The sequence below is a fragment of the Massilia cavernae genome (genome assembly GCF_003590855.1).
In the GTDB taxonomy this organism is placed as follows: Bacteria; Pseudomonadota; Gammaproteobacteria; order Burkholderiales; family Burkholderiaceae_D; genus Telluria_A; species Telluria_A cavernae.
Genome location: NZ_QYUP01000171.1, coordinates 1 through 7125 on the forward strand (window position 1 = coordinate 1; position 7125 = coordinate 7125).

Consider the following 7125-nt stretch of genomic DNA (forward strand, 5'->3'; position numbering starts at 1 on the left):
GGGGGATTAGCTCAGCTGGGAGAGCACCTGCTTTGCAAGCAGGGGTCGTCGTTCGATCCCGTCATCCTCCACCACTACCTACTAAGAGGCAAATGTAAGCCCTGCGGTTTAGTTTGTCTTTTAGAGATCATTGCTGTTTCGTTCTTTAACAATCTGGAAGAAGTAAAGTTTTATTAAGCGTGTGCTGTAAAAGGTACACACTTAGGGTAGTAGTAAAACTCATCAAACACAGTAATAAATGAAGTCTTGCTTGGAACTGTAACGATCCCTGGCAACAGGGGCTAACGTTATAGGGACAAGTGAATAAGTGCACATGGCGGATGCCTTGGCGATTACAGGCGATGAAGGACGTAGTAGCTTGCGATAAGCTGCGGGGAGTGAGCAAACACACTTTGATCCGCAGATTTCCGAATGGGGAAACCCGGCCTTTTAGGTCATTGCATACTGAATACATAGGTATGCAAAGCGAACGCGGCGAACTGAAACATCTAAGTAGCTGCAGGAAAATAAATCAACCGAGATTCCCAAAGTAGTGGCGAGCGAAATGGGATGAGCCTGCATGATTTAGCATGACGCATAGTGGAAGCCTCTGGAAATAGGCGCCATAGCGGGTGATAGCCCCGTACACGAAATGCGACGTGTGGAACTAAGTATGCGACAAGTAGGGCGGGACACGAGAAATCCTGTCTGAACATGGGGGGACCATCCTCCAAGGCTAAATACTCGTAATCGACCGATAGTGAACCAGTACCGTGAGGGAAAGGCGAAAAGAACCCGGGAGGGGAGTGAAATAGATCCTGAAACCGTGTGCATACAAACAGTAGGAGCGGACTTGTTCCGTGACTGCGTACCTTTTGTATAATGGGTCAGCGACTTACATTCAGTGGCAAGGTTAACCGGATAGGGAAGCCGTAGAGAAATCGAGTCCGAATAGGGCGACAGTCGCTGGGTGTAGACCCGAAACCAAGTGATCTACTCATGGCCAGGATGAAGGTGCGGTAACACGCCCTGGAGGTCCGAACCCACTAATGTTGAAAAATTAGGGGATGAGCTGTGGGTAGGGGTGAAAGGCTAAACAAACTTGGAAATAGCTGGTTCTCTCCGAAAACTATTTAGGTAGTGCCTCAAGTATCACCATCGGGGGTAGAGCACTGTTATGGCTAGGGGGTCATTGCGACTTACCAAACCATTGCAAACTCCGAATACCGATGAGTGCGAGCTTGGGAGACAGACGTCGGGTGCTAACGTCCGGCGTCAAGAGGGAAACAACCCAGACCGCCAGCTAAGGTCCCAAAGATTGGCTAAGTGGAAAACGAAGTGGGAAGGCTAAAACAGTCAGGATGTTGGCTTAGAAGCAGCCATCATTTAAAGAAAGCGTAATAGCTCACTGATCGAGTCGTCCTGCGCGGAAGATGTAACGGGGCTAAGCCAGTCACCGAAGCTGCGGATATCCGCAAGGATATGGTAGGAGAGCGTTCCGTAAGCCTGCGAAGGTGTCTTGTAAAGGATGCTGGAGGTATCGGAAGTGCGAATGCTGACATGAGTAGCGATAATGGGGGTGAAAAGCCCCCACGCCGTAAGCCCAAGGTTTCCTGTTCAACGTTCATCGGAGCAGGGTGAGTCGGCCCCTAAGGCGAGGCAGAGATGCGTAGCTGATGGGAAGCAGGTTAATATTCCTGCACCGTCGTATGATGCGATGGGGGACGGATCGCGGAAGGTTGTCTGACTGTTGGAATAGTCAGTTTCTGGTTCATAGAAGGCGCTTAGGCAAATCCGGGCGCGTAATTCAAGGGACTGGGACGAGCTGCCTTGTGCGGCGAAGCAATCGGAAGTGGTTCCAAGAAAAGCCTCTAAGCTTCAGTCATACGAGACCGTACCGCAAACCGACACAGGTGGGCGAGATGAGTATTCTAAGGCGCTTGAGAGAACTCGGGAGAAGGAACTCGGCAAATTGGTACCGTAACTTCGGGAAAAGGTACGCCCTAGTAGCTTGGCTGATTTACTTCAGTAGGGCGAAAGGGTTGCAATAAACTGGTGGCTGCGACTGTTTAATAAAAACACAGCACTCTGCAAACACGAAAGTGGACGTATAGGGTGTGACGCCTGCCCGGTGCTGGAAGATTAAATGATGGGGTGCAAGCTCTTGATTGAAGTCCCAGTAAACGGCGGCCGTAACTATAACGGTCCTAAGGTAGCGAAATTCCTTGTCGGGTAAGTTCCGACCTGCACGAATGGCGTAACGATGGCCACACTGTCTCCTCCCGAGACTCAGCGAAGTTGAAGTGTTTGTGATGATGCAATCTACCCGCGGCTAGACGGAAAGACCCCATGAACCTTTACTGTAGCTTTGCATTGGACTTTGAACCAATCTGTGTAGGATAGGTGGGAGGCTTTGAAGCGGGGACGCCAGTTCTCGTGGAGCCATCCTTGAAATACCACCCTGGTTTGTTTGAGGTTCTAACCTTGGTCCGTTATCCGGATCGGGGACAGTGCATGGTAGGCAGTTTGACTGGGGCGGTCTCCTCCTAAAGTGTAACGGAGGAGTTCGAAGGTACGCTAGGTACGGTCGGACATCGTGCTAATAGTGCAATGGCATAAGCGTGCTTAACTGCGAGACTGACAAGTCGAGCAGGTACGAAAGTAGGACATAGTGATCCGGTGGTTCTGTATGGAAGGGCCATCGCTCAACGGATAAAAGGTACTCTGGGGATAACAGGCTGATTCCTCCCAAGAGTTCATATCGACGGGGGAGTTTGGCACCTCGATGTCGGCTCATCACATCCTGGGGCTGTAGCCGGTCCCAAGGGTATGGCTGTTCGCCATTTAAAGTGGTACGTGAGCTGGGTTTAAAACGTCGTGAGACAGTTTGGTCCCTATCTGCCGTGGGCGTTGGAAATTTGAAGGGGGCTGCTCCTAGTACGAGAGGACCGGAGTGGACGAACCTCTGGTGTACCGGTTGTCACGCCAGTGGCATTGCCGGGTAGCTAAGTTCGGAAGAGATAACCGCTGAAAGCATCTAAGCGGGAAACTTGCCTTGAGATGAGATTTCCCGGAGCTTTAAGCTCCTTGAAGGGTCGTTCGAGACCAGGACGTTGATAGGTCAGGTGTGGAAGTGCAGTAATGCATTAAGCTAACTGATACTAATTGCCCGTACGGCTTGTCCCTATAACCTTAGCAGTTATAGTCAGCAAGACTTCAACACTGATTTGATATAAAACTACTTCTTCCAGATTCAGAGCGCTGTTGCCCCATTGGGAACAGAGCTCGTACAAGTTATGCCTGATGACCATAGCAAGTCGGTCCCACCCCTTCCCATCCCGAACAGGACCGTGAAACGACTTTGCGCCGATGATAGTGCTGCAACCAGTGTGAAAGTAGGTTATCGTCAGGCTAGTTATAAGAGAAAAACCCCCATTAGCCTAAGCGCGCTCAAGATCGCGCTTAGTGCGAATGGGGGATTTTTTCGTCTGTACCATCCGCGCGAATAAGGCCGAAACCCCTAGGGCGGAAAAGGGCGAAGCCCGCCTCCGCCGTTTTGGCATGAATCGATCTTACTCACGCTTATTCGGCAGCACCTGGAAATCCTCGCTGCGGTCCGCGTCCCCCAGTGCCTGCAGCAATCCTTCCGGAGGACAGACCAGCTTTCGCTGCGCCAGGTCGAGCCATCCCGCGGTCGACGTGACACGCGCCGCCAAGATGTCCTTCCTGTAGAAATCGTTGCGAAGCTTCATTCGGCTGCCATCCTCAGACAGGCCGGAGAGCATCATGGTGACCCGCACTTCGTCGAGCAAGTGAAATTCGCGGAAGTACTCAACCTCGTCCTTCATCACGACCGGCCCGATCTTCAGCCGCATGAATTCCGACATCGGGAATCCGTGGTCCGCAAAATACAGCATGCGCAAGTCGGCCGACTTGTCGAGGTAGGCGGTGTTGCGCATATGCGAATTGAAATCCATATCGCCCCAGCCGGCCATGAGTGTTCGTTCGAACATGATGTCGTCCCTTCCATTGATCGAGGCGATCACTTTACCTCGCGCCGTTCGAACGCGCAGGGGACCATGGTTGAGTGTGCTCAATACGCCATATGTCCCTGAAGCGATGATGACCGCGGCGTCCAGTTCCGGCCGCCACTCCCACCCCACCAAGGACGTCATCATGCGCCACGTTGCGTCGAACTCCCTTCAACTCCGGTGTTGCGCGGCCCTCGGCCTTGTGGTCGCACTTGGACTTGGCGCGTGTGGCAAGCTCGACGAAACCGAGCCCAGTCCCAAACCGGAGTTACGTGCCGAAGTGGCGCGTACCTCACATGGAGTCGCCCATATACGCGCCGATGATTTTCGCGGCATCGGATACGGCCTGGCCTACGCCTATGCCCAGGACAACGTGTGCATGTTCGCCGACAGCGTGCTGACGGTGCGAGGCGAGCGCTCGCGCTTCTTCGGCGGCGAAACGCGCGCAACGGAACCGGTCAATGGCGAGTACGGCGTGGCCAGCGACTTCATGGACCTGTCCAACGAGGACAGCGACTTCTTCTTCAAGGGATACCTCGACTCCGAACAGCTGAAGCGCGGCTATGACACAGGCTCGCAGGAGGCGCGCGACCTGCTCGAAGGCTATGTCGCCGGGTACAACCGCTACCTGCGCGATTACGCGGGCAAGATGCCGGCCGCATGCAACAAGGCGGCATGGGTGCGGCCGATCTCCGTCGAAGATATGCACCTGGTGCTCGCCGAGAAAGCGCTGCACGCATCCGGCCAGGTGTTCGCGAAGGAGATAGTGGCCGGCGCACGTGACCCAACGGCCGTCCTTGCGCCCTTGCGTTCCGAAGCGGGCAAGCCCGACGGCGCCTTCCTGCAGGAACGGCTCGCGAAGCTGACGCGCGAACAGCTTGGCAGCAACGCGCTCGCGATCGGCAAGGACCTGTCGGTCAATCGCCGCGGCATCCTGCTTGGCAATCCACACTACCCGTGGACGAGCACCGACCGCTTCTACCAGGCTCACCTCACGATCCCCGGGCACTACGATGCGATGGGCGTGATCCTGGGCGGCATTCCTGTCATCGTCATCGGCTTCAACAAGGACATTGCGTGGACGCATACCGTGACGACCGCAGTGCACTTCACGACATTCAGGCTGGCCATCGACGCGCGCGACCAGTCCGGCACAACGTATTTGTCGGACGGCGTGCCCACGCGCATGACGGCGAAGACAGTGTCCGTCGACAGCCTGCAGCCGGACGGCTCGACGCGCACGCGCAGCAAGACCTTCTACTTCAGCAAGCACGGCGCGGTGATCGTCAAGCCGGACGCCGGGCTCGATTGGGCCAGGTCCAGCGTCAGCGTGCTTGCCGATCCGAACCGCAACAACACCAGGCTGATCGAGCAGTGGATTGGTATCGGCAAGGCGCGCAGCGTGGAGGAACTGAAGACGGCGCTCGGCCGCACCGTCGGCTTGCCTTGGGTGAACACGATCGCCGCGGACCGCGCCGGACATACCTTGTTTGCGGACGCCAGTGTAGTGCCCAACGTGCCGCCTGAACGCTTCGCGTCAGATTGTCTGGTGGTCCCGCCGTTGCTGATGTTCGACGGCGCGAGGGGAAGCTGTGACTGGGCTCCCGCAGGAATCATGGCGCCGGCGAATGGCCCGTGGACAGTGCGGACCGATTACGTCGGTAACTCGAACGACAGCTTCTGGCTGACCAATCCGCGCGGCCTGCTGACGGGGCCGGCGCCTCATGGTTTTTCGCCCTTGTATGGCCGCGTGCGCAACGAGCAGAAGCTGCGCACGCGGATAGGCTTCAAGCAGATGGAGGAGATCATGGCCAGCAAGGTCCGCCTGCAGCTCGGCGACGTGCAGCAACTGGCCTTCGCCAACCGCGTGCATGCGGCCGAGCTGGTGCTACCGGACCTGGTACGGGCATGCCGCGGCACGGCTGACAGCCAGCTGGTAAAAGCCTGCGACATGCTCGCCGCGTGGGACATGAAAGCCGACCTCGACAGCCGCGGCGGTGTCCTGTTCCGGGAGTTCTGGACATCGGCCTCGTTAATCGACGACAAGTGGGAAGTTCCATTCGATGCGAACGATCCCGTTAATACGCCGCGCAGAATGCGGGCGGCCGCGGCGCCGGCCATGTTGGCGGCCTTGAGGGCTGCGGTGCAGAAACTGGAAGCGATGAATGTCCCGCTCGATGTACGCCTTGGCGACTATCAGGTCGAAACGCGCAATGGCCAGCGGGTACCGATCCACGGTGCGATAGGCGATGTCGACGGATCGTATAACTCGATCCATATGAGCCGCGAGCTCGGCCGCACTGGATATGGCAACGTCAGGTGGGGGACAAGCTATGTCCAGGCAGTGGGTTTCGATGACGCCGGGCCGGTGGCGCAGGGAATGCTGTTGTACGGCCAGTCGGTCGATCCCGCGTCGCAATATTATGCGGACCAGCTGACGATGTACTCGCAGAAGCGCTGGATGGACCTGCCGTTCACCGAAGCGCGGATAAAAGCTGATCCTGCCTACAAGTCGACATTAATTTCAGAATAATGTGTGGCTTTTCCGTTCCGGCACTTGTCAACGGCTGTGCCCGTTTGCTATAGTTCGCCTCCCGTTGCGATGCAGCACAACAAAAAGAAGCAACGGGACGATGTAAAAAACGATGTAGAAAAAAGAAGTTGACGAAGATCGCAAAACACCGCATAATCTCATCTCTCTGCTGCTGACAAACAAAACGATTTGTCGATGAGCAGCAAGCAGTTCCGAACAAGTTCTTTAAAAATTAACAGTCGATAAGTGTGGGCGTTTGATGAAAGTGCCGGCCGAGCGTAAGCGAAGCTGATTACTTAAATTATCAAATGTTCACAAAAAAGAAATACGTTACTCAGCAATGAGTGACGGTCAGTATTTTGAGTGAGCGACCCCTTAGAAATAAGGGTGGCAGAAATGCCAACAAACAGAGATTAAACTGAAGAGTTTGATCCTGGCTCAGATTGAACGCTGGCGGCATGCTTTACACATGCAAGTCGAACGGCAGCGCGGGGCAACCTGGCGGCGAGTGGCGAACGGGTGAGTAATATATCGGAACGTACCCAAGAGTGGGGGATAACGTAGCGAAAGTTACGCTAATAC

At 55.3% G+C, this 7125-nt stretch carries 2 protein-coding genes, 1 tRNA gene and 3 rRNA genes; 5 read left to right on the plus strand and 1 reads right to left on the minus strand.

The window, feature by feature from the left end; genetic code table 11:
• From D3872_RS22410 to rrf, 3 genes are all read left to right on the plus strand, one after another.
• Nucleotides 1–74, plus strand: a tRNA-Ala gene (locus D3872_RS22410).
• 219 nt (nucleotides 75–293) lie between these two features.
• Nucleotides 294–3165: ribosomal RNA gene (locus D3872_RS22415) — 23S ribosomal RNA — on the plus strand.
• Nucleotides 3166–3278: 113 nt separating this feature from the next.
• A 5S ribosomal RNA gene (gene rrf, locus D3872_RS22420) occupies nucleotides 3279–3391 on the plus strand.
• 160 nt (nucleotides 3392–3551) lie between these two features.
• Here rrf and D3872_RS22425 read toward each other — a convergent pair.
• The gene (locus D3872_RS22425) at nucleotides 3552–4025 is read right to left on the minus strand and encodes a thioesterase family protein (RefSeq protein WP_229459481.1); all 474 of its coding nucleotides are present in this window, start codon (nucleotides 4023–4025) and stop codon (nucleotides 3552–3554) included.
• Nucleotides 4026–4068: 43 nt separating this feature from the next.
• Here D3872_RS22425 and D3872_RS22430 point away from each other — a divergent pair, with 43 nt between their 5' ends.
• On the plus strand, nucleotides 4069–6543 hold the full coding sequence (locus D3872_RS22430) for a penicillin acylase family protein (RefSeq protein WP_229459482.1): 2475 nt from the start codon (nucleotides 4069–4071) through the stop codon (nucleotides 6541–6543).
• Between the two features lie 415 nt (nucleotides 6544–6958).
• A 16S ribosomal RNA gene (locus D3872_RS22435) occupies nucleotides 6959–7125 on the plus strand; the annotation flags it as partial.